The organism is Luteibacter jiangsuensis (assembly GCF_011742555.1).
Classification (GTDB): domain Bacteria; phylum Pseudomonadota; class Gammaproteobacteria; order Xanthomonadales; family Rhodanobacteraceae; genus Luteibacter; species Luteibacter jiangsuensis.
This window is the reverse complement of record NZ_JAAQQR010000001.1, coordinates 160,840-186,635: the sequence shown is the minus strand read 5'-3', so window position 1 is coordinate 186,635 and position 25,796 is coordinate 160,840. Positions and strand designations below refer to the sequence as shown.

21 protein-coding genes are annotated in these 25,796 nt (G+C 65.4%); 5 read left to right on the top strand and 16 right to left on the bottom strand.

The features are described 5' to 3' along the window. Positions 1-2: 2 nt before the first annotated feature. The 5 genes from HBF26_RS00775 to HBF26_RS00755 form a co-directional block, all read right to left on the bottom strand. Positions 3-2,141, bottom strand: coding sequence for a YjbH domain-containing protein (locus tag HBF26_RS00775; RefSeq protein WP_167122111.1), 2,139 nt, complete (start codon positions 2,139-2,141; stop codon positions 3-5). After that, a complete protein-coding gene (locus HBF26_RS00770; protein ID WP_167122109.1) occupies positions 2,141-3,529 on the bottom strand; it encodes a YjbF family lipoprotein in 1,389 nt (462 codons plus the stop codon). Before HBF26_RS00770 ends, HBF26_RS00775 begins: the two co-directional genes overlap by 1 nt. Before the next feature lie 14 nt (positions 3,530-3,543). Further along, a complete protein-coding gene (locus HBF26_RS00765) occupies positions 3,544-4,881 on the bottom strand; it encodes a UDP-glucose dehydrogenase family protein (protein ID WP_167122107.1) in 1,338 nt (445 codons plus the stop codon). 44 nt (positions 4,882-4,925) lie between these two features. Beyond that, a complete protein-coding gene (locus HBF26_RS00760; protein ID WP_240151151.1) occupies positions 4,926-6,041 on the bottom strand; it encodes a polysaccharide biosynthesis/export family protein in 1,116 nt (371 codons plus the stop codon). Positions 6,042-6,166: 125 nt separating this feature from the next. After that, positions 6,167-6,490 (bottom strand): hypothetical protein, encoded by a 324-nt coding sequence (locus HBF26_RS00755; RefSeq protein ID WP_167122105.1) that lies wholly within the window; start codon positions 6,488-6,490, stop codon positions 6,167-6,169. A 388-nt stretch (positions 6,491-6,878) separates the two neighbouring features. Between HBF26_RS00755 and HBF26_RS00750 the strand changes: the two genes are divergently transcribed. Both HBF26_RS00750 and galE read left to right on the top strand, forming a co-directional pair. Then, entirely contained in the window at positions 6,879-8,303 is a 1,425-nt protein-coding gene (locus HBF26_RS00750; protein WP_167122103.1) for an undecaprenyl-phosphate glucose phosphotransferase, read from the top strand. Between the two features lie 41 nt (positions 8,304-8,344). Continuing rightward, positions 8,345-9,322 (top strand): UDP-glucose 4-epimerase GalE, encoded by a 978-nt coding sequence (gene galE, locus HBF26_RS00745; protein ID WP_167122101.1) that lies wholly within the window; start codon positions 8,345-8,347, stop codon positions 9,320-9,322. A gap of 16 nt (positions 9,323-9,338) precedes the next feature. Here galE and HBF26_RS00740 read toward each other — a convergent pair whose 3' ends face one another. From HBF26_RS00740 to HBF26_RS00695, 10 genes are all read right to left on the bottom strand, one after another. After that, positions 9,339-10,817 (bottom strand): right-handed parallel beta-helix repeat-containing protein, encoded by a 1,479-nt coding sequence (locus tag HBF26_RS00740; RefSeq protein ID WP_167122099.1) that lies wholly within the window; start codon positions 10,815-10,817, stop codon positions 9,339-9,341. 13 nt (positions 10,818-10,830) lie between these two features. Beyond that, on the bottom strand, positions 10,831-11,652 hold the full coding sequence (locus tag HBF26_RS00735) for a glycosyltransferase family 2 protein (RefSeq protein ID WP_167122097.1): 822 nt from the start codon (positions 11,650-11,652) through the stop codon (positions 10,831-10,833). After that, the gene (locus tag HBF26_RS00730) at positions 11,649-12,131 is read right to left on the bottom strand and encodes a serine O-acetyltransferase (RefSeq protein ID WP_167122095.1); all 483 of its coding nucleotides are present in this window, start codon (positions 12,129-12,131) and stop codon (positions 11,649-11,651) included. The genes HBF26_RS00735 and HBF26_RS00730 overlap by 4 nt, the downstream gene beginning before the upstream one ends. After that, positions 12,124-13,317, bottom strand: a complete 1,194-nt coding sequence (locus HBF26_RS00725) for an O-antigen ligase family protein (RefSeq protein ID WP_167122093.1) — start codon at positions 13,315-13,317, stop codon at positions 12,124-12,126. Before HBF26_RS00725 ends, HBF26_RS00730 begins: the two co-directional genes overlap by 8 nt. After that, the gene (locus HBF26_RS00720) at positions 13,314-14,201 is read right to left on the bottom strand and encodes a glycosyltransferase family 2 protein (RefSeq protein ID WP_167122091.1); all 888 of its coding nucleotides are present in this window, start codon (positions 14,199-14,201) and stop codon (positions 13,314-13,316) included. The genes HBF26_RS00725 and HBF26_RS00720 overlap by 4 nt, the downstream gene beginning before the upstream one ends. After that, a complete protein-coding gene (locus HBF26_RS00715; RefSeq protein WP_167122089.1) occupies positions 14,201-15,625 on the bottom strand; it encodes a lipopolysaccharide biosynthesis protein in 1,425 nt (474 codons plus the stop codon). The genes HBF26_RS00720 and HBF26_RS00715 overlap by 1 nt, the downstream gene beginning before the upstream one ends. Before the next feature lie 12 nt (positions 15,626-15,637). Beyond that, positions 15,638-16,870, bottom strand: a complete 1,233-nt coding sequence (locus HBF26_RS00710; protein ID WP_167122087.1) for a glycosyltransferase — start codon at positions 16,868-16,870, stop codon at positions 15,638-15,640. 1 nt (position 16,871) lies between these two features. Next, complete coding sequence (wcaK, locus tag HBF26_RS00705) at positions 16,872-18,104, bottom strand: colanic acid biosynthesis pyruvyl transferase WcaK (RefSeq protein ID WP_167122085.1); 1,233 nt, start codon at positions 18,102-18,104, stop codon at positions 16,872-16,874. 35 nt (positions 18,105-18,139) lie between these two features. Next, entirely contained in the window at positions 18,140-20,332 is a 2,193-nt protein-coding gene (locus HBF26_RS00700; RefSeq protein ID WP_167122083.1) for a polysaccharide biosynthesis tyrosine autokinase, read from the bottom strand. A gap of 716 nt (positions 20,333-21,048) precedes the next feature. After that, positions 21,049-22,776, bottom strand: a complete 1,728-nt coding sequence (locus tag HBF26_RS00695) for a M1 family metallopeptidase (RefSeq protein ID WP_167122081.1) — start codon at positions 22,774-22,776, stop codon at positions 21,049-21,051. 165 nt (positions 22,777-22,941) lie between these two features. Here HBF26_RS00695 and HBF26_RS00690 point away from each other — a divergent pair, with 165 nt between their 5' ends. Both HBF26_RS00690 and HBF26_RS00685 read left to right on the top strand, forming a co-directional pair. Next, complete coding sequence (locus HBF26_RS00690; protein WP_167122079.1) at positions 22,942-23,226, top strand: BufA1 family periplasmic bufferin-type metallophore; 285 nt, start codon at positions 22,942-22,944, stop codon at positions 23,224-23,226. A gap of 36 nt (positions 23,227-23,262) precedes the next feature. After that, the gene (locus tag HBF26_RS00685) at positions 23,263-23,685 is read left to right on the top strand and encodes a DUF488 domain-containing protein (protein WP_167123115.1); all 423 of its coding nucleotides are present in this window, start codon (positions 23,263-23,265) and stop codon (positions 23,683-23,685) included. Between the two features lie 100 nt (positions 23,686-23,785). On the opposite strand, the gene HBF26_RS00680 is transcribed toward HBF26_RS00685, so the two are convergent. After that, entirely contained in the window at positions 23,786-24,664 is an 879-nt protein-coding gene (locus tag HBF26_RS00680; protein WP_167122077.1) for a universal stress protein, read from the bottom strand. Positions 24,665-24,821: 157 nt separating this feature from the next. Here HBF26_RS00680 and HBF26_RS00675 point away from each other — a divergent pair, with 157 nt between their 5' ends. Then, a complete protein-coding gene (locus tag HBF26_RS00675; protein ID WP_167122075.1) occupies positions 24,822-25,760 on the top strand; it encodes a universal stress protein in 939 nt (312 codons plus the stop codon). The last annotated feature ends 36 nt before the right edge of the window (positions 25,761-25,796 follow it).

Here is a 25,796-nt window from a genome sequence, read left to right as displayed (position 1 = left end):
TTCTATTCGCGGATCTTCTCCAGATTCTTGTCGAACAGGTCGCCGTCCAGGTCGTTCGTGAGCGTGTACAGGGTGTAGCGCTTGTTGAGGCGCGCGCCGCCGTCGCGTATCAGTGGCTGCCAGAGCAGGGTGGCGCGGCTGCGCGAGGAATGCGGCAACAGCATGTCGAAGGGAATGGACACGTAGATGCCCTTGTCGAAGCTGCCTTCGCCGTATCCTGCGCTGCCTGACTTATTGGTGATCGTGGCATAGGCGCCCATCCGGGCCCCGTTCGCGAACTCGCGCGACACGTCGACCGTGCTGCCCCAGTCGCCGGCAAGGTAGCGACCGACGCTCACCGCCACCGTGACGTCGTGGAAGCCGGTGTTGAAATAGGCTGTGGCCTGCCCGGTGATCACGTGGTATCGGCGCAGGAAGAAGTCCTGCCGGAAGCCGCGCTGCTTCACCCAGTTCACATCGGCGCCCACGGCCCACCGTTCGCCGAACGGCCGGTAGAGCACCTCGCCGCCGACGCCGCCGTACATGCTTTCCAGCATGCCTGCATAGGCCAGCCCGTAAAGATCCTGCCCGAGGCGTCGCGTTCCGGTGAGCTGGACATTGGGGAGGGTCACGTCCGAGCGGGTCAGGTACTGCCGCAGGTCGGTGCGCACGCGCGGGAGGTTGCTCGGGGCGTCGTATTTGAACTTGTCGTAGTTGTTGGCGAGGTTGACGGCCAGCACGCCATCGAGCCACAGATTGCGGCTGAAGTTGAACGTACCCGAGGCGGCGCCGTATACCTGGTAAAGGACGAACGCGTCCGGGCCACCGAGATTCTGCTGGTAGCCGAGTGACGTACCGCCCGTGAAGCGTTTGAGCGGCGCGCGATAGAGCACTTGTTCCTCGCGCGAGGTCACCGGGTCCTGCTCCACGCTGCGGCGGAAGTCGGCGAGTGAGAGCCGGTCGTCCAGCAGTTCGACGAATCGCGGCCGGTGCACGCTGGTTTCCACGATGGGTAGCCCGTTGCGTTCGCTGGCGACGGTGAGCCATCCGATGCTGTCGTCCACGCGGCGGTCGACGATTCTCGTGGCGCGACCGACGCCCTCGGCAGTGTAGAAGAAGCGTTGCTGCTCGCCATGGATGACGAGTTCGGAGCCGCGCCGTCCGATGCGCGACACGTCGATGCCCGCGTTCTCGTGCAGCCTTTCGGCCACCGCGTGCCAGTCGACCTGTTCCGGCGCGGCGCGTGGCGGCGGCGGTACGTCGGGCGGCGAAGCGTCTGTGGCCAGTGGCTCGGGTGCGGGATCGAAAACCTTCGGTGGGTCGACGTGCGTCGCGAGGTTACTGTGCAGGTTGATAGCCGCCGTGACCACGTTGCCGCGCTCGTAGCCCACGGTGAGGTCGACATTGCGGTTGAGACGGAAGACCGCGCCGAGGTTCACCGGCCAGCGCTCTGGCTGGTTGTTGTTCTGAGGCTGGTGCTTATAGTCGTTGCCGTCCAATTCCGCCTTGAGGATCAACCACTCCCACGGCGAGCGGTATTCCACGCCGCCGAAGAATCCCGGCCGGCCGCGCAGGAATTTGTTGACGCTGAACTTGCCGGTTCCCGTTCCGCCTGTGGGGCGCGTGCTGAAGCGATCGCTCAGGATGTCCAGAGGATTGGCGATATCGCCCCGTGCGCCCATATAGCCCCAGGCCAGGCCAAGGCTGAAGTCGAACGGTCCCGCGCGCTTGCTCGCCACCACGTATTCGCTCGAGAACAGGCCCGTGCCGCCCACGTCGCGCGCGCCGACTGCCACCGCAGGCAGCCAGCGGCTCTCCTGCCACAGGCGTACCTTGGCGTCGATGGACTTGTCCTTGTAGGTCTGGCTGCCGCTGAGCGAGCGCGGCCCATAAAGGCGATTGCTCACATTCGTATAGCGGAACGAGCCTTCCAGCCACGGCAACGGTTGCATGGAGACGTTGTAGTTCGTATAGGGCGTCGTGCGGCTCAGCACGAAACTGAACTCGCCTTCCTCCGCCATGCGCGCCGTCGGTGTCTGCAGCAGTCCCACGCCACCGAAGTCGCTTTGCGTGAAGGCCTCCTGCGCGTGCACCACCGATGCACCCCCGGCGAGCAAGGCGAGCGCGGTGCGACAGCAGCCGTGCCATGTGCGGCGACGCATCAGGGGCCACCGCCGTCGCCAGGCACCTGCGTGGCAAGGAAGTCGGCGACGTCCCGGTTGAATGCATCGTCCGCTGCGCCGGCGATGGCGTGCCTGTTGAATGGCACGTAGATCCAGGCACCCGGTGCGAGCGGCCGGGGTGCGGAGCGGTTCCACAGGGCCACGCCTTGCTCGAACACGGTGCCGTCGGGCTGCACGACGAACACGATATCCGGATCGGCCGCGGCGGATACGGGACATGCGGCGAGGTAGCGGCGTGCATCCTGCATGGCCACGTGGGCCACGCGGCAGGCCTTCTCGACGGCGCCGACCACGCGCACGTCATCGGGACGGGCCGGATAGACCAGGGTGTCGCCCGTGCTCATGGGCCAATCCTTGGCCCGGCCGGCTTCGAGACGGGCCGGATCCAGCGAGACCCCTGTTCGTCTCCCGGTGATGGGCAGCGCCGATAACCACGACTGGAACGACTTGCCTGCCGCGGACAGCGTGAGGTCGCCCTCGCCGAGCGCCTTGTTACGGATGGCCCCCAGTTCGTACACGAGGCCGGCACGGAGGCGAAGCTGCTCGCGCCGCAGGCCGGGTTGCAGCCATGCGGCGGCGACGGTGTATGCGTCAGGTGGCGCCTGCCGGGCCGTGGCCACGGAGAGCCGCTCGCCGTTGCCCGGAGATGCCGCCGGTGGCGGACTCGCATCAGCGGACGCCGTGGACTCGCGGTACGGCTGCAGCTGAATGAGTTCGAGAGGCAGGCCCGGGGCGACGTATTGACGGCTCTTCCAGACGAAGCCGTCGGCCGGATCGATCCAGTAGCGGTTCGTCATGCTCACGCCCAGCGCCGGCGCGGATACGTGCTCGTCGATGCGGCGAAGACGATGGACCGTGCCGAGGATGTCGACGTCTTCGATGGCTTTGGGCTCGAGCGTGGCCGTCAAGGCGATGCCATAGCGGTAGCCCGGCGACCAGTCGACCCGGCGACTGTAGGTGACAGGTGCGCTCAGGTGCTGCAAACCGTCGTGGAACGGATTGCCGGCGGGAAAATTCGTTCCGTCGAGATCCTGTGGCAGGCCCACCGTCTTCACCACGAGCCCGTCGCGGGTGAACACCGCATCGCGCCCCGCGCCGTACCAGCCCAGTTCCCCGTCGGCAACGCGCGCGAGGATGAGAATGGCCTCGCCGTCGGGGCCGTTGGCCTGCATCTGGAAATAGGGCGTAGCCGCGACGGATGCCGGCGTGGGATGTACCGTCTCGCGCCGCACCGCCAGCCGCAACGACTCCAGGCTGCCACGGGAAACCGACGAGCATGCCGTCAACGCGGTCAGCAGCAGACCGATACCGCCGAAGCAGGCGGCACGCAGCGACAGACGCGTGAGGGGCAGGGCGCGACGTCGCACGATCGCCTGCGCTCTCAGTGCCGCAGGGATCGGCCGCGGCCAATGCCGTAGTAAGCGATGCCGGCGTCTTCGACCGTGCGCGGATCATAGAGGTTGCGGCCGTCGAACAGCGCAGGGCTTTTCAAAGCCGCCTTGATCCGGGCGAAGTCGGGGCTCCGAAAGGCCTTCCATTCGGTCACCAGGGCCATGACGTCGGCGCCGTCCAGTGCCTCGTACGGATCGTCGCAAAGCACCAGGTCGTCGCGGTCGCCGTAGATGCGGCGGGTCTCCGCACGTGCTTCCGGATCGTAGGCGCGCACGCGTGCACCGGCGGCCCAGAGCGCCTCCATGAGCTTGCGGCTGGGTGCTTCGCGCATGTCGTCCGTGTTCGGCTTGAACGCCAGGCCCCATACGGCCACCGTCCGGCCCTTCAGGTCGCCGCCGAAGTATTCGGAGATCTGCGCGTGGATGCGCGTCTTCTGATCGGCGTTCACGGCTTCCACCATCGCGAGCAGTCGCGCATCGTAGTCGTGGCCGCGCGCGATCCGTTCCAACGCCTGCACGTCCTTGGGGAAGCACGATCCGCCGTAACCCACGCCGGGATAGATGAAGTGGTAGCCGATGCGCGGGTCCGCACCGATGCCCTGGCGAACCAGTTCCACGTCGGCGCCGACGCGCTCGGCGATATTCGCGATCTCGTTCATGAAGCTGATCTTGGTGGCGAGCATGGCGTTCGCCGCGTACTTGGTCAGCTCGGCCGAACGCTCGTCCATCACCACCATGCGGTCGTGGTTGCGATTGAACGGGGCATAGAGCTTGCGCAGGCGCGCGATGGCGCGATCGCTCGACGAGCCGACCACGATGCGATCCGGACGCAGGCAGTCTTCCACCGCGTCCCCTTCCTTCAGGAACTCGGGATTGGATACGACGTCGAAGTCCACCGCCGCGCCGCGTTCCACCAGCACATCGTTCACGGCGCGCCGCACGCGGTCCGCCGTACCCACGGGCACGGTCGACTTGTTGACGATGACCGCATACGCACCGAGGTGCTCGCCGATGGTGCGTGCCACGCCGAGGACGTATTTCATGTCGGCACTGCCGTCCTCGTCGGGCGGTGTGCCCACCGCGATGAAGATAAGCTCCCCGTGTGCGACGGCCGGACCGGGATCGGTCGTGAAGTCCAGCCGTCCGGACGCATGGTTCCGCTTGACGATGGGCTCGAGCCCCGGTTCGAAGATGGGAACCACGCCGCGGCGGAGCGCCTCGACCTTCGCCTCGTCGACGTCGACGCAGACCACGTGATTGCCCATTTCCGCGAGGCAGGCACCCGTGACCAGACCCACATAGCCGGTGCCGAATATGGTGACCTTCATTTATGTCGCCCGTAGAGTGTTGAAGTGGGGTGGATCGCAAGCGCTCAGAGCTTGCTGTCGCGATCCAGGTTGTATTGCGCCGTGGCCGCGTTGTTGATCAGCCCGGAGAAGGGCAGCAACTGGCTGATGAACCGGTTCCAGCGGGTAATGCCGGCAGGACCCACGAAGACGACATCGCCAGGCTTGACGGCGAACTGTGCGGCCACCGCGAACGCGGAGGGTGAGGTGCCGTCGAGCTGGTAAATGGTGGCGGGTGCTTTTTCGAAGTCTTCCACGCCGCGAATCACGTATACCGACTTGCCACGGGCGCTCGTCTGGTTGAGGCCGCCGGCACGGCCCAGGGCCTGCGTGAGCGAGAGATCGCTCGTCTTGAAGGCGATGGCCTGGGGGCGGAGCACCTCGCCGATGACATAGGCCTCGTGGCGGTCGTTATAGGGGAGGTAGATGCTGTCTCCGCCTTTCAGATAGATGTCGCGACCGCCCTCCGACGATCGGGAGAGCGCGTCCAGATCGAGGTGGTAATCGTGGTTGTCGCGCCGGAGCACCACATTGGAAAGGTCGGCGAGCTGTGCGTTGACGCCCGCGGAGCCGATGGCCTGGCTCAACGTCAGGGGCGTTATGGTGATGTCCTGCGGGTCGGTTTTCACGAAGGCGCCGGACAGCGTGACCTTCTGGCTGGCGAAGTTGACGATGCTGATGTCGACCTGCGGCTTCTCGATGTACTTCGTCAATTTCTCCGTGATGGCGGTGCGCAGTTCCTCCACCGTGAGGCCCGATGCGTGCAGCAGGCCTACGTAGGGATAGAAGAGCGTGCCATCGGGCCGCACGAGGCGACCGTTTGCCGCGGTCTGCTGTTGCGATCCCGCGGGGGAGGTGAGTTCCGGATGCTCCCATACCGTGATGTAGAGGGAGTCGCCGGGGCCGATACGATATGAGTCCGGCTTGTACGCGGTGAGCGCGGGATCGATGTCAGGCGCGACCGCGCTGGCGCGGTCCATGGCGATCAGCTTGGGCGTGATGGGAACAAGCTGGTAACGGCTGCCAGTTGCGCTTTCCTTGTCGTTCAACTCGCCGGTTTTCATGTGCTGGCCGGGTGCGAGGATGCATGCTTGCAGCAACAGGCAGCACCCGGCCAGACCGAGAGTCGGCAGGAACTTCATCGTTTACGGGGTCCTTCGATCGTGGCGCCTTCGTGAGGAGGCCATCGACGTACTTAAACCGATCAAACATTAACCGATCGGGAATATGAACGGACGTCTATACGGCCAGACGCCTGCGTCGTCTTTCAGTGCGTTCCCCCCGTACCGCCGGTTCCGCCCGTGCCACCGGTGCCGCCCGTACCTCCCGTGCCGCCGGTACCGTCGTTGCCGGTGCCGTTCGCATCGTTCGCGGTGGCACCGGATGCCGCCGCCACTGCGGCCGTGCCCGCGCCCATGCGAGCGGGTGCGATGGCGCCGCGTGCGGCCTGATGCGCCTGGCCAGGCGTGGCCACGCGCGGTTTGCGGGAATTGTTCTGCGAGGAGTCGTCGGCGTTCGCCGGACGCTGGCTCTGGGCGAGGAGCGGTGCCGCGACCGCAAGAAGGATGCACGCAACAAATAGACGTCTCATGAGCGTTGTCTCCAAGAGGGAAAGGGCACGACGCACCGCGTTCATGAACGTGTTCTCTCGCGTGCGGTGCGCATTGCATTCACCGCCAACTGTGTTCCGTAAGCAAGGCAATCAGCTGAACGCACGATACCGACCACTGTTTTTGTGACACCACTCCCAAATTTCACGTTGTCGGATTGCGCAAGGTTTTGCGTGCGATGCAGCATGGGCCGTCGGACTGGATAAGTACGACATTTCTCAGATCGGGCCTTCTGTGCTGGAGGTCCGGTCCGAAACGTGTCGGCCCGTCGCCTGGTGCAGTAACAGACAGGCGGGGCCTACAGTGGGGACACGTACCTTGGGAGGTTCGCCGTTTTGGCGCGTCCCGCTCCGGCAGAAGGTACTTGTCATGCAATTGTCTAAATTCAACGCCTTACTGGATTTCGAGATTCGCGCGAGCGACCCCATCTGCGCGGTCGTCGCGGCTTACCTCGCCTACTTCATTCGCTTCGACACGTGGCGAATGAGCAGCTTCTACGTCGTCGCGCTGATCATCCTGATGCTTGCGACGCTCGCCGCGTCGATCCTGTTCAGGGTGTATGAGCGTCCCCTTGGGGAGCGCGCGTACGAGCAATATTGCTGCATCGCAGCGTCATGGACGACCGGCTTCGCGGCGCTGCTCGCGCTGGGCTATCTGCTCAAGGTCGGCGACCTGTATTCGCGTGGATGGGTGACGCTCACATTCTTTCTCGGTCTGGCACTGATGGCAGCCGTACGCCAACTGGCCGCCGCCACGCTGTGGTACCTGAGGCGCCAGGGCGTGGGTCTGCGCCGTTGCCTGCTTGTCGGCGCGACTGAGTCGGGTCTGCACATGGTTCGTCAGGCCAGGGCCAACCCGGCGCTGGGCATGACGATCAGTGCCTACGTCGCCACGAGCCACGACCAGGGTGTTCCGGAGGGCGTGCGCTGCGCCGGCTCGCTGCGGCATATCGACGAGATCCTCGACCGGGGCGAATGGGACGAGGTGCTGGTGGCGTTGCCGGTGAGCGCGCACCGCGCCATCGGTTACGCGCTCGACCGCATGGAAGAGCGGGTGGTCACCGTCAAGTTCGTGCCCGACATGTTGGGTCGGCAGCTGATCAATCAGCGCATGGTCGACTGCGGTGGCATACCGATGGTCACGCTGCGCGACAGCCCCTTGCTCGGCCATGCCTGGCTGCTGAAGGCGCTCGAGGACCGCGCGATCGCGGCCATGATTCTGCTCATGATCAGCCCCCTGATGCTGGCGTTGGCGATTGGCGTGAAACTGTCCAGCCCCGGTCCCGTGTTGTATCGGCAGCGTCGCGTCGGCCTGGACGGCAAGGAATTCGAGATGCTGAAGTTCCGCTCCATGCCTGTGGACATGGAAAAGAACAAGGCCGTGCAGTGGGGCAATGCGCAGGCGAAGACCACCACCCGCTTCGGGCGCTTCATCCGGCAGACCAGCCTCGACGAGCTGCCGCAGTTCATCAATGTGCTGCGAGGCGACATGTCCATTGTCGGACCGCGGCCGGAACGGCCGATGTTCGTCGAGAAGTTCAAGGGCGAGATTTCCGGATACATGCACAAGCACCTGGTGAAGGCCGGCATTACCGGATGGGCGCAGATCAATGGCTGGCGGGGCGACACCGACCTCGTCAAGCGCATCGAATACGACCTCTATTACATCAACCACTGGTCGCTCGCATTCGACCTGCGCATCATCTTCCTCACCATCTTCAAGGGTTTCGTGCACAGCGAGGCGCCGTCGGCGGCCGCGCCTGCCGTGGAGGTACGCGTCGAAGAAGCGAGCTAGCGGCACCAGGCACCTTTATCCACTCTCCGGCGGGGTATCGATTGAAGTTCCTTATCTGTGGCGGTGCGGGCTACGTGGGCTCGCACATGGTGCGTTACCTGGTGGAGAACCAGCACGATGTCGTGGTTTACGACGACCTCTCGACAGGCCATCGCGAGGCGGTGGCCGACGATGTGGCGTTCGTGCACGGCGATATCGGCGATGCGGTCACGTTGTGGCGGCTGTTCGCCACCCACAAGTTCGATGCGGTGATGCACTTCTGCGCACGCTCGCTGGTCGGCGAATCGGTCGTGGACCCCTACCAGTATTACCGCAACAACGTGGCCAACACGCTCATGCTGCTGGCCGCCATGCGCGAGGCGGGCATCCAGCGGCTGGTGTTCTCGTCCACCGCCGCCGTGTTCGGCAATCCGCGTAGCGACACCATCGACGAGACCCACCCGACCGATCCGATCAATCCGTACGGGCAGAGCAAGCTGATGATCGAGCGGGTGCTGGCGGATGCGTACCGTGCGTATGGTCTGCGCTCCGTGGCCCTGCGGTACTTCAACGCCGCCGGCGCGGACCCCTCCGGCATCATCGGTGAGTCGCACCATCCGGAAACCCATCTCATCCCGAACCTGTTACGCGCGGTGCTCGGCAACGGGCCCGGCCTCAAGGTGTTCGGCGACGACTACGACACCCGCGACGGTACCTGCGTTCGCGACTACGTCCACGTGAACGATCTCGCTTCCGCGCACCTGCTGGCGGTGGAATTCCTGGAAGAAAACGAAGGCGCCTTCACGTTCAACCTGGGCAATGGCGAAGGCTTCAGCGTTCGCGAAGTCATCGCGGCCGCGCAGCGGGTCACGGGCCGCGAGGTGCCGCACGCGATCGCACCGCGGCGGCCGGGCGACCCACCCACACTCGTGGCGTCGAGCCTCCAGGCGCGCCGCATGCTCGGCTGGCAGCCGCGGATCGGTGTGCTGGACGATATTCTCGACAGCGCATGGCGCTGGCACCTCCAGCCGCGCTATTGATCCGGTACGCGCGATATCAGGCCAGCCTGGCGATCCGTTGCAGGGCGTCGGGCACGGGCTTGCCGTTCGCGAAGCAGGCCTTTACCAGTGCGTTCGCTTCGGCCAGGGTTGGCCGGTAGGTCCGGAAGCGCTCCAGTATCCGCCGGTTGCCCGGCGATGTTCCCGGCACGCCCTCCGCGTAGACCTGGTTCGCGGCCATCCGTGTCTGCGTGGCCAGGTTCATGTCGACGCCGGGCGCTCGCGGGGCGACCACGATGTTGTCGTGAATGGCCGTGTCGTTGGGTACGCCCCTCCAGCTCGTGGCCTTGAAGAGGGTCAGCTGCGAACCGGCGTCGGGCTTGTCGGGAATGATGATGATGTTGTTGTAGATCTGGCTGCCGTCCACGGGGCCCGAGATGCGCAGCGAGGCGCTGCCGGTCTTGCGCAGTGCGTCGTTGATGCTGACGTTGTAGCGCACGATGGTGCCTCTGTTACCGATGCCCTGCTTATCGCTTCCGTCGTTGCAGAGCAGTGCCATGCCGCCGACGTTGTCGTGGCTGTAGTTGTACTGGATGATCGTGCCCCGGCACTGGAAATCGGCGTCGTAAGCCTGTCCGTCGGCCGGAGCCCGATGGCCGCTCACTTCGTTGTACTGGACCAGCGTGTCGTCGCAGTCGAACGGCCAGATGCCCGCGGCGGCCTCGCCGCGGGGCAGTGTGCCGCATTCGCCGACCGTGTTCCGCTCCACGAGAGCTCCACGGCAGCCCTTCACGAGGATGCAGTCGCCGGGCACCCCTCGAATGCGGTTCCCGCGAACGACCACGCAGGTCGCAAGACCGCCGTCGCGGCTGCCGGCGCGCAGGAACAGGATGCCGTCGCGCTGGCACCGTTCGATCGTGTTGTCCTCGATGGCAAGGCCGTCGTGGCGCGTCGGGCGGCTCCTGCCCTTCGTTTCCACGAGAACGGCACTGCCCCCGCCGGCCTTCTTCATCGGCGAGCCATTGACATCGTGAATGTGCAGCCCCTGCAGGGCGATGCCGTGCACGACGCCTGCATCTTCGTGCAACAGGTGAACGCCCGTCCTTCGCGGCGCGGGTTGCGGGCCGCGATTGGATATCGCGAGACTTCGCAGCGTCCAGTACTGGACGTTGCGAAGCAGCACGGTCGATGCCGCGCTGCCGTCCGCGTGCAGATGGGGGGCGTCGCCGTCGCCATAGGCGTCGACGACGATCGGTGCATCCGCGCGCCCCGAACCTTTCGGGGCGAACACGCCGGCATAGCTTCCGCCGCGCCTGAAGAAGATCCGGTCGCCCGGACCGAAAGTAGTCTGGTTCAATTTGCCGAGACTGCGCCAGGCCGTCGCGGCGCTGCTTCCGTCACGTCCGTCGTCGCCCATGGCGCTGTCGACGTAATAGCGCCTTCCCGCCGGCGAGGCAGCGGCAAACGTGTCATGGGGCAGGAAGGATGCCAGCACCAGTGCGCCGGCCGTCTGGCGGAGGAACGTGCGGCGATCCATGGCGGCCTCCGGTTCAGCGGCGCTCGCTGAGGGAGTAGCGGTAGACCCCGCCGTGCTTCCTCAGCATGTAGGCGAATCCGGCCAGGTGCTTCAGGGTGAGCTTCGAGAACTTGCGTGTGCGACGCTTGTAGTCGTGGATCACGGAGATCCTGCGGCTGTAGTAGTTCCGCAGCCCCAGCTTTTTCGTGCGCACGCAGAATTCCGCATCTTCCGGTCCGAAGAAGATGCGGTCGTCATAGCCCATCAGCAGCGCGGCCACGTCCTTGGTGAAGGTCTGGTTCGCACCCAGCACGTAATCGACCTCCATCGGGTCGTTCCCTTCGTCGAAGCGGGTGTCGAGCATGAGGTGCCGCTCCAGTTCGCGTCGCACGAAGCCGAGGCGGCGGCTCAACGGCACGCGCGCCGCGATCGGCTGGTAGAAACGGGGGAAGCGTCGCGTGGAGTCCTGCCGGCTCCGGTCGATGTTCAGCAGTTCGAAGCCCACTACGCCCGCGTCGGGGTGAGAGAGGAAGAAGTCGTCCACGATGCTGCCCGGGTCGTCGGTGAGGAAGATGGTGTCGTTGTCCAGCGTCATGCAGTACTTGCCGCGGGCGAGGAACAGCCCGCGGTTCCGGGCCGGCCCCACACCGAAATTGCGCTCCAGAGGGAAATAGCGAATCTGCGGGAGGGTAGCCACGAACTCCGCACTGCCGTCGGTGGAACCGTTGTCGACGACGATGACCTCGTCGCGCGAAAAATCCACCTTGTCCAGAAGGGAGCGCAGGCAGCGCTCCAGGTTGCCCAGTTCGTTCCAGGTAATGATGACAATGGACAATCTCACGGCGGCCTCGCTCATGACGATGCTCCAGCAGGGGGCGTGGTGGGGGAGGAGGGGGTGATGACGGCATTGGCCTTCACCACGAAGTTGTCCGGAATGACCACCGGTCCGAAGATGCACGCCCCGGTACCGATGGTGACGTTGTTTCCGATGACCGGCGTGCCGTCGCCGGGCCAGCGGTTGCCGATGCACACGCGGGCATAGAGCGTGCAGTTCGCGCCGATCGTCGTCTTGCCGTTCACGACGATGCCGAAGGCGTGATAGATCACGAGTCCGGGGCCGATCGTCGCGGTGGTCGGCAGGTAGCACTTGTGCACGAACTCGGCCAGCTTTTCGAAGACGCGCAGTGGCGCGTGCAGGCGCGTTCCGCGCGCCGTCGCGATCAGGCGATAGCACAGGATCACCCAGAACGACTGATCCAGCATCCACCAGAGCAACCCGCGGTAGCCCGGCATGGATTGGTACCGGCGCACGTCGGCACGAAAATCGTCAAGCATGGTGGGCCACCGAGGGGAGGACATCGCGCCTGGTTCGCGCCGATTGCCGGAGGCGGGCGCGACGCACATCCTCCCGCGCGTAGAACATGCCCACGAAGAACCAGAAATACGCCTCGTAGCCGCTGAACTCGATGAATGCCAGCATCAGGTAGAGGAGCAGGAAGGCCTTGATGTTGCGTTGCTGACCTTCGGCCGGACGAAGCAGGATATGCCCCACCATGATCAGGAAGAGCAGCAACGACTGGATGCCGCCTTCGAGCAGGAACTGAAGGTAGATGTTGTGGACGTTGTTCTCGACGAAGGTGAGGCCGGATATCTCTTCCATGAGCGGCACGCCATTGCCCACGCCGTAACCGAACAGATTATGTTCCAGCGCCAGCGTGGCGCTGTTCCAAAGGGCCAGGCGCCCCACGTTCTTGTGTTCGAGCTGGGTTTCCGCCTGCAGGTTGAAGCGGTCGAGCACCGGAATATCCACCACCGAGGACAGCACGAGCCCCGCGACCAGGACCACCGCCGCGATCCCGATGAAGGTATGGAAATAGTACGACCGGGTTTTCCTTGCACGGTACGCGGCGATGCCGATGGATACCGCGGCCCCGAGCAAGCCGGCACGCGAAAGCATGGTCGCACTGGTGAGGAAGGCGATGCCCGCCGCTATCGGATAGGCGCGCGTGCCGAGGAGGAGTATGGAGAGCAGGGCAAGCAGGCTGGCCTCGATGTTGCGGCCGCCGGTGGACATGTAAAGAACGCTGGAGGCGCCCTCGGTGCGGGCGTACACCGCACCGAGCTGGCCGGCGTACACCGCGTCGCGCACGACGATGAACGCGATGCAGCAGCCAAGGATCCACACGAAAATGCGCCGCAGGTCGAGGTCCGGCAGCTTTCGCCCGAACACGTTTCCGAGGAAGTACGACGCGGCGACGAACACCACCAGCGTCGATCGCATCCCGCCGCCGTAGACCGCGGCGGCGCCCAGCGACGTCGCGGCGAGGGTGGCGATGAACGCGGTGGCCGGATTCAACTTGAGATAGCGCAGCGCCGGGAAGTAGAGCATCGGCAGCAGCAGGAGGAGGAGATGGTAGACATTCACGTGCGACTTGCTGGCCGTGCTGTGCGTGAGGGGAACCTGCACGAAGAGCATGGCCATCAGGGTCACCGCCGCGGCGCGCGTCTTGTTGATCTTCATCCTATCGCCACGCCAAAGAACTTGTGCAGCAGCAGCTTCACGGTCGACTTGTAGCCTCCCAGGGACACGTTGCGCACGATGTCGGCCAGCGGCGGCCGCTCCCGGTTCATCACGTACTGGATGTTCCGGTGGTTGCGCCGCTGGTCCGCATTCATCAGGCGCTCGTGCTTCGCGATGAAGCGCCCGCTGCCTTCGGCCCGTTTGCTGGAGTTGCGGATGCGCGCACGGGAGCGGTCGTCGTCCACGAACGATAGAAGGGTGCGGGCGCGCACCGCGGGGCCGAATCGCTCTGCGAGCCGGATCCACATGTCGTAGTCCTGCCAGGCGGGCATGCTCTCGTCGAAGCCGCCCAGTTCCCGCATGCGCGACAACTCGGTCAGCACCTGGTTGCCGGCGAGATTGGCGTACAGCAGGGCGTGCAGATCGAGCCTGTCCGCCCTGGCCAGTTCGGCCTCGCCGTGCATGCGGTCGCGCAGCGCCGCCACGTCGGCCACCGACTGGAAGTACCGGAATCGGCTGCATGCGAACGACGGTCTGTGACGGCGGTACAGCTCCACCAGGCACTCGATGCGCTGAGGGTGGAAGAAGTCGTCGTCGTCCAGACCTGTGACGTAGGTGCCCGAGGCCTGTTCGATGCAGCGGTTGCGCGCGCTGCAGGCGCCTTGCGGCGTGTCGTTGCGCAACACGGTGACCTTGCCCGGATGACGACGCGCATACGACGCGAGCACCTCGGGCGTGTCGTCGGTGGACGCTTCGTCGCACACCAGGATCTCGATCCTCGGCCAGGTCTGCTCCAGCACCGAATCGAGTGCCCGCCGCAGCAGGGCGGACCGATTGCGCGTGGGAACGTAGACGCTCACGAGGGGCATGGTCGTGTCGGTCATCAGGCACCTGCTGGCTGCGCGAATCGGGAGAGCCAGGTGTCCCGGTTCCGCCAGACCACCCAGAGCAGGGCCGGCGTCACCAGAAGGAAGCGGACCACGCTGGCCTTCCAGTCCTCGCCGGGATAGAGGGCCACCGCCAACATGAGGAAGGCATAGGGCACGAAGCTCTCGACCATCCACGAACCGAAGAATTCACGGGCCGTGATATCGATGATCTTCGAGGAAAAGAAGTAGTAGGAAAGAACCGTTGCCAGCACCTGGCTGACCGCGAGCGCCACCGCCATGACCTGCAGCGAGCCCGAGTACGCGCCGACGACCGTCACCAGCAGCGCCACCCCGCAGATCTTCAGGTTCCAACCGAACTCAATGTCGGAACGACCCAGGCTCTGGCTGAGCGCGCCGATCAGCGAACCCAGCGGGCGCAGCATGCCGAAGAGCAGCATGAGCGGAATGAGGCCCGAAACACCGGCATACCGTTGCCCGTAGAGTATGGTCACGGCGGCGGGCGCGAACACCGCCAGCATGATGAATACGCCGGCGGCGGCCACGGACACCAGGCGCAGGCCGGCGAGGTAAAGGTCGCGCAAGGCCAGCGGATCGCCCTGCCGCGTGGCTAGACGCGGCAGGGCCAGGCGCTGGACCACCGGCATGATCAGCTTGGTCGGCTGGAGCACCAGCTCCTTCGCCAGCGAATAGACGCCCAACGCCGCGAGGCCGAGGAACTTGCCGAGGATGATCTGATCGGCCTGGCTGCGCAGCTGGTTGATCACCTGCGAGCCCAGCTGGAAGGCGCCATAACGCAAAGCCTGACGCACGATGGCGCGATCGAAGCCGCCACCGGGGTGCCAGCCGCGCTCGGCCACGAGCACGAAACACACCAGCCGCACCAGGCTGTTCACGATCATCGCGTAGACGGCCGCTTCGATCGACGCGCCGAAGACCAGCACCAGTACCAGCAGGGTGACGAGCCCGCTGAGGCGACCGAAGACCTCGATGCGGGCCAGCCGGGGAAGGCGGAACGACTTGATCAGGCTGGCCTGGTACTGCGCCGCCAACCCGAGAAGCACGAAGTTCACGGTGGAAAGCCGCAGCAGTTCGCCCAACTGCGACGAACCGTAGAAGGCGGCGATGGGGTAGGAGATCGCGAAGAGCACCAGCGCGGAAGAGGCTCCCAAGCCCGCACTGATCATGAAAAGCGAGGTCCGTTCGCGGCGGGTAATGTCCTGGCGGTGCACGAGATAGCTGCTGAGGCCCATGTCCTGCAGCAGCGTGGCGATCGCGTTCACCACGTTCACGATCGCGAGCGCACCGAGCAGATGCGCATCCACGTGGTGGGCGAGCACGGCGATCTGGAGCAGCTGGCTCGCGGCGCTGACGATGGTGGAACCGGCAGTCCAGAGGGCGTCGCGTCTGGCGGAAGGCATGGCGCTTGTCTCCTAGACCAGGCGAGCGGCGAGCTGGTCGTGCAGCCGGCTCTGGTTGAAATGCGTTTCGACCGTGTGACGCGCACGGCGCGCGATGGCGGGAAGGTCGTAGTCGCCGCGCTGGATGCCGGCGAGCCGGTCGGCCAGCGCATCCACGTCGCGCTCCGGCACCAGCCAGCCTGAGCGGCCGTCTTCGATCAGTTCCGGAATGCCGCTGTGCACGGTGGAGAGGCAGGGAACGCCGCTGGCCATCGCTTCCATCAGCGACACCGGAATACCTTCCTGATCCCCGTCCTGCGCGGTGACGCTGGGCAGCGCGAACACGTCGGCACGCGCGAGGGCGGCCTGCACGTACGCCTTGTCGCGCCGCCCCTGGATGTGGATGCAGCCCTCCAGCGACTTCGACGCGACGAAGCGCTCGAGGTCGGCCTGCAGGGGCCCGTCACCGATGATTTCGAGCTCGACCGGCACCCTTCGCCAGGCAAGCTGGGCCACGGCGTCGCAGAGATACGCGATGCCTTTCTTCTCCACCAGGCGTGCCACGCTGAGCACGCGGAGCGGGCGGGTCGGCGCAGGGACACGGCTCTGCGGCGGAGTGAAGCGGAAGCTGTCCAGATCCACGCCCATGCGGTGCACGTGGATCTTTTCGGGTGAGCAGCCCAGCGCCATCAGCTTGCGGCTCCACAAGGCGCTGATGGGCAGCATCTCTTCGCCCGCGGCGAACAACCCCTGGTAGTCGCTCGAGTGGCGCTCGAGCACCTTGTGCTGCGAGAGGTCGTAACCATGGAATACGGTGTACAGCGGGCCGTCGAGCAGGCCCAGCGAGCGCAGGTGTGCCGCAAGCACCCCGGTGGGGCCGAAGTGGGCGACGATGGCGCCGGCTTTGATTGGCTCGCGCAGCCGGCGCGCCGCGCCGGCCAGCGCGAGGCTCTTCGCGACATGACCGTAACGCCGAACCGAAAGTGCGCGGCGAACGCGAGCCCGCGGCAGGCCGGGCAACACGTCGCGGGCGCGTTGCATGGCCACCTGCCATCCGGCGCGGGCGCCGGCCTTGCGGGGAAAGACGAAGGTGGTGCGCTCGATCAGGCCGTGCGTGCTGACGACGTCTCCCGGCGTCGGCTCGGCGCCGCGGTTGACGGCAAGGATCCGAACGTCGAAGCCCCGTTCGAGCAGGCCGACGATCTGGTCAATGACGAAGGTCTCCGAATACTTCGGGAACTCGGCGAGAACGAACAGCACGGTCATCTCAGGACCCCATGCCGAGCGTGGCGAGCAGCGATTCGCGCGCAAACGCCTTCTCGCGGGCCACGGCGGCGGCGACGCGCGCCCGCAGTCCGGTATCGGCGAGCAGGGACAGCACCTTGTCGCGCAGCGTGCCGTCCAGCAGGGAGTGCACGGGCACCGCCAGTTCGTCGATGCCGAGGCGTTTCATGATCCCCTCCGACTTGTGCTCGTAATTCAGCGCCACGGACGGAGTACCGAAATTCATCGAGACGATCGCGCTGTGCAGACGGGTGCCGATGGTGAGCACACATGCGCCCAGTTGCCTTCCGAGCTGCACGTCGTTCAGTTCGTCCATCTCGACCTCGCAGGCTTCGGGGTGGCGAAGGCGGGCACGCACCTTGAGGGCGATCATCCGGTCATCCTTCGGATAGCCGTCGATGGCCGTGCATGTGGAAAACGCGCGCACGTGGAAGCCGGCCTCGATGACCGCGTCGAGGAGTTCCGCGAACGCCGTCTCGTATTGCTCCTGACTGACGCCAAGGCGCTTGTCGAAGGGCGCGAGCTCGCGAAAGGTCACCGCGACCGCGGGCCTTGCCGTATCCACTGCCACGGGCGTGCCCGGATGCACCAGCCATGCGGTGTCCGACGTCCAGCGCAGCTTCTCCTGTGGAATGGCGGCGTCCTGCATGTAACGCGCGCTGACCTCTTCGCGCAGGGCCAGTGCCTCGACCCGCGCCATCACGTCGCGGGAGACCCGGCGGAAGAAAGCGTGCTGGAACGGACCGACGCTGTGACCCAGCATGTACACGGGCCGACCTGCCAGCAGCGCGCAGCTCGCCAGGTCGTACTGGGTGGCGCCATAGAGATCGACGAAGAACGAACCTCCCACCTGGATCACCACGTCGTAGCCCGTGAGGGACGCGATGAACTCCCGGTGGGTTGCCGGCAGCGGGATCAAGCGGGTCCACCACTTCTTTCGCAAGTGCGCATGCAGCAGCCAGGGCACCCATCGGCGCAGCAGTTTCGCGCGCAGGGTACCGAACGGCTTCTTCGCGGCCTCCAGGTAATATCCGTTCAACACATCCGGAAGCAACGGGCGGCCCAGCAGGTATTCCGAGCTGACGGGGAAGCGGCTGGTCGCGTCGATGCGGCAACCCGGCAGGGCATCTTCCAGGCATTCCAGCAGGCCGCGCAGGATGGCGCAGTCCCCGCGATTCCCGCAGGTGTGATTGCCGACGATAAGGATGCGGGTCATGGTCTTCGCTTCATGCGTGGCCGGGTGCTCATGGGTCAGGCCGGATCGGCCTTGTACTTGTAGTAGGCGTAGGTGGAATAACCGGAGGCACGGCGCTCGACGGCGTTGAAGATCGCGCCTTTCAGCTCCACGCCGTTCTGTTCGAAGCGCTGTTTCGCCAGGGCGAGCTCGCGTGCCTTGTTCAGGCCAAAGCGCGCCACCAGCAGGCTCGTGCCGGCGTGGTGGCCGATCACCGCGGCGTCGGTTACGGCGAGGATGGGCGGCGTATCGATGACCACCAGGTCGTACGAGGGCACCACGCTGGCGATGAACCGAGTGAAGTTCTCGTGCATCAACAGCTCGGACGGATTCGGCGGCACCCGGCCACGCGCGACGAACGAGACGTTCGGAAGCGGGCCCGGCTGTATCACTTCGGCGAGTTCGGCCCCGCCGACCAGGAGATCGGACAGGCCCAGCGCGGGCTTGATGCCGAGCACCTGGTGCAAGGTGCCCCGGCGCATGTCGCCGTCCACCAGCAGCACGCGCTGCCCCGCCTGCGCGATCACGGCGGCGAGGTTCGCCGAGACGAAGGTCTTGCCGGCAAAGGGGCTGGAGCCTGTGATCATGAGCACATTGTTCTTTGCTTCCAGCCGTGCGAAATGCAGGCTCGTGCGCAGGCTGCGGATCGCTTCCACCGCGAGGTCGTTCGGTGAGGCGATGGCGAGCAACGGGCCACGCGATGGCTTTCCCTGCCGGGCCCGCGTCGCCGCCTTGATCCCGGGTCCGGTGCCCAGCGGCACCGACGCGTATACCGGTAGGCCGAGGTCTTCGATAGCCGCCGGGTCTTCGATCCCACGGTTGAGCACCTGCCGGAGGAACACGAATGCCAGTGCGAGGAAGCCGCCGAGGAAGGTCGCCACGACCACCACGAGCGCCTTGCGCGGCTGTACCGGCTGAGTCTTGTCCACCGCCGACGTATCCACGATGCGCACGTTTCCGACGGTGCCGGCGCGTGCGATGTCGAGCTGCTGGGCCTGGTTCAACAGGCTCGTGTAGGTGTTGCTGCTCACCTGGACATCGCGGTTCAGTTTGAGCAACTGCTGCTGGGTGTCGGGCAGGTCGCCGACTTCCTTCTGCATCTTGTCCTTCTGTGCCTGCAGCTGGCCCATCTGCTGTTGCAGGGCCTTGTAGGCGGGGTGGTCGTGCGTGAAGCGCCGGTCGATGTCCGCTTCCTGGAGATGCAGCTGCTGGATGTTGTTCTCGACGGCCACGATCTGGTCGAGCAGGCCCTTGGTCTGCATGCTCAGGTCGATCGAATGCGCCTTCGTCTGGAAGTCGTTCATGGCCGCCTGCGCGCGGTCCAGTTCCTGGCGCACCTTGGGCAACTGGTCTTTCACGAACTGCAACTGGCTGGCCGCCTCCGCGGAGTTGCGCTCCACGTTCTGCCTGACATAGGCCGAGGTGATGTGCGCAAGCACCCGCCGCGCGAGGTCCGGATCGGCATTGTTGTAGCTGAGCCCGATGATGCCGGAATCGTTGCCCTGCTCGAGCGCGACGATGTCGCCCTGGAGCTTGCTTATGGTGGTAAGCGTCGGCTGCACCAGCACATCGAACCGGGTGCCCGGGTTGGCCGTGAGCTGCTTCAGCTGCATCGTCGCGCCGCCGCCGCGCACCAGCTGGCCCACCGCTCCGGAAAGGATGCGCTTGCCGTCGTCGTCGTACAGAGCGTACCTGCCACCGTCTTCCGCCCTGAGTTCGAGCTTCTTGCCCATCAGCGAGTCGGGCAGGTCGAGCCTGAAAATGTCCACGACCTCGCCGCCCCAGCCAAAGCGGCTGAGTCCGAAGCGCGGGCGCCCGAGGTCGCCCGGTTTGTGGCCCCGCGACAGGTAGTCGCCCAAGAGGGGCAGCCGACGCGGCTGGACCTGCACGTCGAGGCGCAGATCGTTCACCGCCGTACCCACGACCAGGCGCGAGGTGATGAGCGCGATTTCCGTGGTGGCTTGCGAGGCGGTGGTTCCCAGGGATTGGGTGAGGTCGCTCAGGCCCGGCAGGCTCGGAGTCTTCTGTTCGACCTGTACGACGGCGGTGGCCTGGTAGATCGGCGTGGCGAGCATCGTGTAGAGCACGCCGGCCACGAAGAACGTGCCGGTGATCGCGGCGATGATCCACTTGTGGTCGAGCAACGTGCCGAACAACGCGTTCAGATCGATGGTGTCTTCGTCATGAACCGGATCAATCTTGGTCGTCATGCGGCTTGGGCGTTCCCGAATCTGAATGGACGTCTAAACGTTTATATCGCCAATAGTCTGAATGGGTCGGGAAGATGATTTGTATAAGTTGCTGATTCGCATGAACATTGCAGGCAGGCGCCAACGCGCCGGCCCCCGCGGGCCGAGCGCTTTGAATCGCACCATAATGGTGCGAAGACAGGGTCATGAGGCGGACGCATTTCGGAGGGCGATGACTTTCCGCCCATGCCGACGCCGTTCGTGGTCGATCACGATGTCCTTCGCCATGCCGGCCCCCAAGGTGCAGGGGGAATCGAGGGCCAGCTCACGAACCCAGAATAGATGGCAGTCCGGATGGCTCAAAGGGACGGACGCCATTTTTGCGACGCGCGTCAACTAAACGTCGCCATTGTGTCTGCATTAAGACACGCGTGTCATGACGATGCTAATGCTAACCAGCGGTGTGGGCTTCAGCGGTGTGGGCTTCGTATCGCCGGTCGTTGAGATCAATGGCGACGATCCGCGCTTAAGTCCCCCGATCCTCGATCAATGCTCTTGTGGGAGCCGGCCATGCCGGCGATCCCGCGGCAGCGGACAAGCTTGACGCGAGCACCCATCGCCGCTGAAGCGGCTCCCACAAAAAGCCGGGCCGCTCTGCGTGGGAGCCAATTTGCTCTCTGTGGGAGCCGGCTATGCCGGCGATCCCGCGGCAGCGGGCAACCTCGCCGCAGGCACCGCTACGAACCTTTCTTCCTGGCCTTGCGCTGCTGCTCGACATAATTGCGGTAGGCGTCCATGGCCGCGTCCTGGCGGAGGAGCTTCGACGCCGGGTCGACGACATACAAGGTGGTTTCCGCCGGAAGCTCGACATCGCCGCGGCCGTCGGTCATGGGCAGGGTCACGACGCGGTCGCCGACCTTCACCTCGACAGGCAGGGGAAACGGGCCGTTGCCGGGCACCGACCAGGCAAGGTGCAGCGTGCGGCCTTCCTGCTTGACCTGAAGGTCCGGCAGCGCGGCCTGGTAGAGGTACACGTTGAAGAACCAGTGCATGTCCTTGCCCGTGACCTTGTCGACGATGTCGATGAACTCCTTCGTCGTGCCGTACCTGGGCGCGAAGTTACCCGGCGCCGGGGTCTCGGTGCCGTAGACCATGAGGCGTACCGAGCGGTAGAAGGCGTCGTCGCCGATCAGGTTACGCAGGGTGTGCAGCATCAGCGCACCCTTGTTATAGATGTCCTGGCCCGGGCCGCCGCGCTCGTCGTTGTATACGTCTTCCTCGCGCCGCGGGGATCCCGACACGATCGGGTGGTGGTTCGCGACGATGGTGCGCAGGCGCATGAGTGTGGAGAAGTAGGCCTGCTCGCCGCCGATGGCGCCGGCGTAGAGCGGCTGCATGTATGTGGCGAAGGCTTCGTGGATCCACATGTCGTCCCAGTCGGCATTGGTCACCTGGTTGCCGAACCACTCGTGCGACAGCTCGTGCTGCAGGAGGTCGTCGTAACCGTACGGCGTCTTGGCGTACGCGTTGCCGTACGCGTTCACCGTCTGGTGCTCCATGCCCTTGTACGGGGTTTCCACAACGCCCATCTTTTCCGAGCGGAACGGGTAGGGCCCGATGGTTCCTTCCAGGAAGTCGAGCATGCGGGGGAATTCCGCGAACAGCGCGCGCGCCTTGGCGTCGTCGTCCACATACCAGTAATGCATGGGGTAGGTGTCGCCGAAGCGGCTCTTGTACGTGCCCGATAGCTCGCGGTATGGCCCGATATTGAGGGAAATGCCATAGGTGCTCACGTCGTGCGCGCGCCAATGGTATGTGCGCATGCCGTCCTTCTCGTCCATGCCCATGGCGACGCCGTTACCCACCGCCACCAGCGGCGCGGGCACGGTCACGTGCTCGTCCACCAGCTTCGGGCGGCCTGTCGGGTGGTCGATGCAGGGCCAGAAGAGGTCGCATCCTTCGCCTTCCACCGCCGTGGCGATCCACGGTTGCCCATCCGGCGTCGTCGACCACACCATGCCGCCGTCCCACGGCGGCTTGACCGCAGTATGCGGGCGACCGTGGTAGATCACCCGTACCGACGTCGTGGCGCCCGCGGCCAGCGGGCGCGGAAGATCCACTTGGAGGTGCCCGTCGGCGTTGCGATACGCCGCCGCCGCAAGCCGCTGGCCGTCCACCTCCACGGCATCGATCGGAAGGTTCCGATCGAGGTCGAGAACCACTCGTTTCAACGGTGCCTTCAGCTGGAAGGTGAGGGTGGCGTCGCCTTCGAGGCGCCGGGCTTGCGGGTCCACGCGGAAATGCAGGTCCGCGTGCTCGAAGCTGACGGCCTGCTGCTCGGGCGTGAGAGGTGCGCCGGAGTTGATGGTGAAATCCGTGAGCGGCGGCGGGGCCGGCGGAGCGGAAGGGGAGCACGCAGCGGCGCTCAGCGCGAGGCAGATGCCCAGCGGAAGGGTAGGTCGCATGATCGGGACGGTCCTGGGTCGAGGAGCAAACGCCTGACCATAGGAACCCCGGGGACATGCGCACATGTGCCGGTAGTCAGGGCGGCCAGCGCGTGTAACCGGGGCGGTCTTCGCAGCGAACTGGCACATGCCGGCATCCGGCCGGCGCCAAACAGCAGGGGATCCATGAATAACCGTCACATCGCCGCCCTCGCGCTCGTACTGGCCACCGCGGCCGGCGTCGCCCACGCCGAGGATCAACCGCAGCAGCCCGAGGTGAAGGCCTCGGTGGAGAAATGCTGGGGTGTCGCGAAGGCCGGCCAGAACGATTGCTCGGCCGGGCCCGGCACGATCTGTGCGGGCACGGCGAAAGCCGACTATCAGAAGAACGCATGGATGAACGTCCCGGGCGGCACGTGTACATCGATCAAGACCCCCAAGGGGCACGGCACGCTCACTCAGACCGGTTAGGTCCGGTCGTCGGCCTCTGCGTATCCACCTAAGCTCCTGCGAAGCACGAACCCGCAGTTCAACATCGAGGAATTGCCTGATGCGTTGGCGGAAGCCGGCATGCGCTACGAATACCTTCCCGACCTCGGCGGCCGCCGGCGCAAGTCGAAGGACATTCCTCCGGACGTCAACGCGTTCTGGCGAGTGTCCAGCTTCCACAACTATGCCGACCACGCCATGTCGGAGCGGTTCCAGTCGTCGCTTGCGCACCTGCTCAGCCTGAGCGCGGGGCAGCGCTGCACCATGATGTGCTCCGAAGTGCTCTGGTGGCGGTGCCACCGTCGCATCATCACCGACTACGCACTGGCCGCCGGCCGCCAGGTCCTGCATCTGTTCGACCTCGGGCACGTGGAAGAAGCCCGGCTCACTGACGGTGCCGTGATCACGGACGGCGTGGTGACCTATCCAGCCCCTTCGTGACACGCTGCCGCTTCTTGTCGGTCCCTCCTTCCGCGACTAAACGCAACGGCCGCGAGATGTTCCTGACCTTCGACTACAAGCTCAACTAGCAGGTCAAGCCTCAGGGGCACACCAGCACCGGCACCTCGCCGTTCCTGAGAATGCTCCGCGCCACGTCGTGCAGGAAGCTGCGGCGATGTCCGGAGCCCTTGCCCGGCACCACGATCATGTCGCACCCGTGGGCGGTGGCTCGGGCGATCGCGACGGTATCGGGGCGATGGTCGAACGTGTACTCGGTGGAAACTTTGACCCCCACCATGTCCCCTGCGTGTTTCGCCTGGTCGAGAAGGGCCTGGGCGCTGGACGTCACGCGCTTGAAGCAACCGCCGCCTTCGATGTAGTCGGCAAGAAGGTTCACTGTCGGAAGCGGGGAGATGACACTGAGCGCGTAGACATGACTGCCCAGGGTGGCTGCGGTGTTCATGCATAGCTGGACAGCGCGCTCCGACGCGTCGGTACCGTCGACAAGGATGAGGATGCGCTCGAACGTGAGGGACGGCTCATCCTGGCAGACCAGCACAGGCACGCGGGCGGCGAGGAGCACCTCTTCCGTCTTGCTGCCGAGCACGAACCGTTCCAGCCCGTGCCTGCCGTGCGTTCCCATGACGATCAGGTCGCACGCATGCTGCTTTGCGAACTCGACGATCGCTCGACCTGGCGATGCGTGGGCGACCTGGGTGGCGTGGCAAGGCATCCCTCGGGCCAGTGCCATGGTCTCGACGTGCGCGAGGCAGGCCGCTGCGTTCTGCTGCGCCTCCACGGTGCTGTCAATGTCCGCGACCGTGGCCACGCCCCCTGGAGGGTTATGAGCGGGCAGTTGCTTCACCACATGCAGTGCAGTGAGCTGAGCCCCGCACCGCCGTGCAAGCTCGACCGCGATGCGCGTGGCCCTCAGCGAGGCCGGCGTGCCGTCTGTGGGAAGAAGGATGTGCTTGAACATCGTGCTCTCCGCGGCTCGTCTGCTGAACCGAGGATGGGCCGTTCCCCGGGAGCCGAATTGACCGGGATCAAGACGAGGCGCGATTGACCTGTGTCAATCGCCCCAGAAGACGCCGGTCGTACAACAACACCTCCAGCACGAATGGAAGGTGACGGCAATGAACGAGAACATGTTTCCGCAGGATCCGGCCGACGCGCTCGACTGGCGCGCGCTCGGCGAACCGGCGCGAAAGCACGAAGCCGACCCGGTGACCATGTTCCGCGACATTGCCGTCGTGGTCGCGCACTTGCCGGGTGACACCCTGGCGATCACGTGCGCGGGCGGCCTCGCGCGGCGAGCCGGGGGGCACCTGCATATCCTGCAGATGGTCGCGATGCCGGTGGAGGCACCGGATGCCTGGGCCTTGGTTCCCGATCCCGCGTTGATCGAGCGGTTCGCGAAGATTCGTGCCGACGCCGCGCGGCAGGCGCGGGAAATGCAGCACCGAATGTCGGCCATGTGCGTACAGGGCGATGTGCTCACCCTTGAAGCATTATGCTCCGCGCCTCCCTCGATGGCCGCTGCGGCGGTGCGCAGGTCGGACCTGGCGGTCATCGGCCGTCCCGCAACGACCTCATCCGACGCGGCAATAGCGCACGCCTATTTCGCCGGCGTGCTGCTGGAATCGGGGCGTCCCGTGCTGGTGGTGCCCGAGGGCACATCGGCTCGCATGCCGCCGAGAAGGGCAGTCGTCGGCTGGGCCGATACTCCGGAAGCGAGCCGCGCCGCGCACGACGCCCTGCCACTCCTCGAAACGGCCGAAGCGGTCGACATCGTGGTCGTGAACGCGCCTAAGGATTCTAAAGACGCAGTGGAAGAGTCGGTCGAAGGGCTTGCGACTCACCTGCGCCACCACGGCGTACGCGCCGAAGTCACGCTCTGTTCGTCGGGCCGTTCGCCCGTCAGCCGCGCGCTGCTGGAGCAGGCGTACCGCAAGCAGGCGCAACTCATCGTTGCCGGGGGATACGGACACGGACGGATGCGCGAATGGGCCATCGGCGGCACCACGCGCGAGCTCTTCCATGAATCGTCCATTCCCGTTCTTTTCGCGCACTAGGGCCACGGGATGTGTCTGGCTTGATGTCGGTCAACT

Excerpts from the sequence above, each read along its gene's own strand:
- HBF26_RS00755 (WP_167122105.1), bottom strand. The coding sequence starts at position 6,490 with ATGAGACGTCTATTTGTTGCGTGCATCCTTCTTGCGGTCGCGGCACCG.
- HBF26_RS00710 (WP_167122087.1), bottom strand. The coding sequence starts at position 16,870 with ATGACCGTGCTGTTCGTTCTCGCCGAGTTCCCGAAGTATTCGGAGACC.
- HBF26_RS00740 (WP_167122099.1), bottom strand. The coding sequence starts at position 10,817 with ATGGATCGCCGCACGTTCCTCCGCCAGACGGCCGGCGCACTGGTGCTG.
- HBF26_RS00730 (WP_167122095.1), bottom strand. The coding sequence starts at position 12,131 with ATGCTTGACGATTTTCGTGCCGACGTGCGCCGGTACCAATCCATGCCG.
- HBF26_RS00725 (WP_167122093.1), bottom strand. The coding sequence starts at position 13,317 with ATGAAGATCAACAAGACGCGCGCCGCGGCGGTGACCCTGATGGCCATG.
- HBF26_RS00690 (WP_167122079.1), top strand. The coding sequence starts at position 22,942 with ATGAATAACCGTCACATCGCCGCCCTCGCGCTCGTACTGGCCACCGCG.
- HBF26_RS00700 (WP_167122083.1), bottom strand. The coding sequence starts at position 20,332 with ATGACGACCAAGATTGATCCGGTTCATGACGAAGACACCATCGATCTG.
- HBF26_RS00680 (WP_167122077.1), bottom strand. The coding sequence starts at position 24,664 with ATGTTCAAGCACATCCTTCTTCCCACAGACGGCACGCCGGCCTCGCTG.
- HBF26_RS00715 (WP_167122089.1), bottom strand. The coding sequence starts at position 15,625 with ATGCCTTCCGCCAGACGCGACGCCCTCTGGACTGCCGGTTCCACCATC.
- HBF26_RS00765 (WP_167122107.1), bottom strand. The coding sequence starts at position 4,881 with ATGAAGGTCACCATATTCGGCACCGGCTATGTGGGTCTGGTCACGGGT.
- wcaK (WP_167122085.1), bottom strand. The coding sequence starts at position 18,104 with ATGACCCGCATCCTTATCGTCGGCAATCACACCTGCGGGAATCGCGGG.
- HBF26_RS00675 (WP_167122075.1), top strand. The coding sequence starts at position 24,822 with ATGAACGAGAACATGTTTCCGCAGGATCCGGCCGACGCGCTCGACTGG.
- HBF26_RS00735 (WP_167122097.1), bottom strand. The coding sequence starts at position 11,652 with ATGAGCGAGGCCGCCGTGAGATTGTCCATTGTCATCATTACCTGGAAC.
- HBF26_RS00775 (WP_167122111.1), bottom strand. The coding sequence starts at position 2,141 with ATGCGTCGCCGCACATGGCACGGCTGCTGTCGCACCGCGCTCGCCTTG.
- HBF26_RS00750 (WP_167122103.1), top strand. The coding sequence starts at position 6,879 with ATGCAATTGTCTAAATTCAACGCCTTACTGGATTTCGAGATTCGCGCG.
- HBF26_RS00695 (WP_167122081.1), bottom strand. The coding sequence starts at position 22,776 with ATGCGACCTACCCTTCCGCTGGGCATCTGCCTCGCGCTGAGCGCCGCT.
- HBF26_RS00760 (WP_240151151.1), bottom strand. The coding sequence starts at position 6,041 with ATGAAGTTCCTGCCGACTCTCGGTCTGGCCGGGTGCTGCCTGTTGCTG.
- HBF26_RS00720 (WP_167122091.1), bottom strand. The coding sequence starts at position 14,201 with ATGACCGACACGACCATGCCCCTCGTGAGCGTCTACGTTCCCACGCGC.